Raw genomic sequence first — 1,578 nt, forward strand, 5'->3', positions numbered from 1 at the left:
AGGTGACAGGCTGATGTTTCTGTCAAGCCGCTTTGGGCGGTCGGGGCTGGTAGGGCTGGCGGTCGCGGAGTATCGCGTAGAGAACGTTGATGCGTCGGCGGGCGAGTGCGATGAGGGCTTGGTGGTGTCGTTTGCCTTCGGCGCGTTTGCGGTCGTAGAACGCCTTGCTGGTTGGGTCGTGTGGGATCGCGCAGAACGCGGATTGGTAGAAGACGCGTTTGAGTGCCCGGTCGCCGGTGAGTGGGCGTTGCAGATAGCGGACCTTGCCGGATTGGACGAGGGCGGGTGCGAGACCTGCCGCGGCGGCGAGGTGGTCGCCGCTGGTGAACCGGTCCAGGCCGCCGGCCACGGCCAGCAGCTCGGCGGTGAGGGTGGCCCCCATCCCCGGCAGGGTGGCGATGAGGGCCGCGTCAGGGTGGTGCTCGAGCGCCTCGACGATCTCGGCGTCCAGGGCGGTGATCTTGGTGCGCGCGGCGAGGCATTCGCCGGCCAGATCCTTCACGATCGAGGCCGCGGTTGCCTCGGCTGGCACGCTCACTCGCTGATCCTCGGCAGCAGCGACGGCAGCGTCGAGGAGGGTGTCGAGGGTGGTCGTCTTGTAGTGGCCGGTGCGGCGCAGGTGTGCGGTGATGCGGGCCTTTCCGGCGCGGCGGATCTCGGCCGGCGTGACGTAGCGGTTCAGCAGCGCCAGGTCGGCCTTGTTCGTCGGATCGACGACCCGCTCCAGGCCGGGATGGATCGAGCACAGCAGGTCTCGCAGCCGGGCGATGCGTCGCGTCTGCTCGTGCACGAGGTCTTGGCGGCGGGACACGAGCAAGCCGAGCTGAGCGTCGAGTTCACCGATGCCGTGCAGCGGACGCAGGTCATCGCGGGAGCGGACCTGATCGGCGATCACGCGGGCATCTCGCGGGTCGCTCTTGTGTTCGCCCCCGCGGGCAGCGCGCCTGGCGTTCTTGACCATCGATCCCGGGACGTGCACGACGTTCAGGCCGGCGCCGGTGAGCATCACCTCCAGCAGCTTGGCGATGCCGCCGACGATGTCGATGCCGACCTGCAGCGAGTCGTCGCCGGTGGTGAGATCGGACAGTTCGTCGATGAAGGCGGCGATGTCGCCCGGCGAATTGTCCACCCGCCGGCTCAGCACCGGCACCGCTTTACCGGTCTGCGGATCCAGGCGGATGGCCACCGCCCAGTGGAACTGCTTGGCCACGTCAAGCCCGACCGCTACGTCCATGACTCCTCCTTCCGCGGTCACGGTTGCGGCAGCGCGGCGCTCGATCCCGCCGTCGTCGTCCTACACAGCGATGAGTCGCAACGGCTGATCAGCGGTCAGGAAAGAGCGGCGAGGCAGGCGGCACTGTCACCTGAGCCATGCAGGACTACCTCGATGAACGCCATACCTGCCTCGCCTGCACGCATCCGCTCCCGGTCTTTCAGACTGGTGCGGTCCTCGCCGGTGTCAAGGCCACGCCCTACCGGTGGCCTGCGCCCAGCCCTGACACCGACTGCGGGCCGCTCCCTCGAGCACCTACCGGGAGCAGACCTGAAGAACCCCTATGAAGGTAGGACCCGATGACC

The 1,578-nt window shown here is 68.1% G+C and carries 1 protein-coding gene; it reads right to left on the minus strand.

From position 1 onward, the window contains the following. Positions 1–22: 22 nt before the first annotated feature. Positions 23–1,234, minus strand: coding sequence for an IS110 family RNA-guided transposase (locus E1212_RS29075; RefSeq protein ID WP_131989024.1), 1,212 nt, complete (start codon positions 1,232–1,234; stop codon positions 23–25). Positions 1,235–1,578: the final 344 nt, after the last annotated feature.

The organism is Jiangella ureilytica, from assembly GCF_004348545.1.
GTDB lineage: Bacteria > Actinomycetota > Actinomycetes > Jiangellales > Jiangellaceae > Jiangella > Jiangella ureilytica.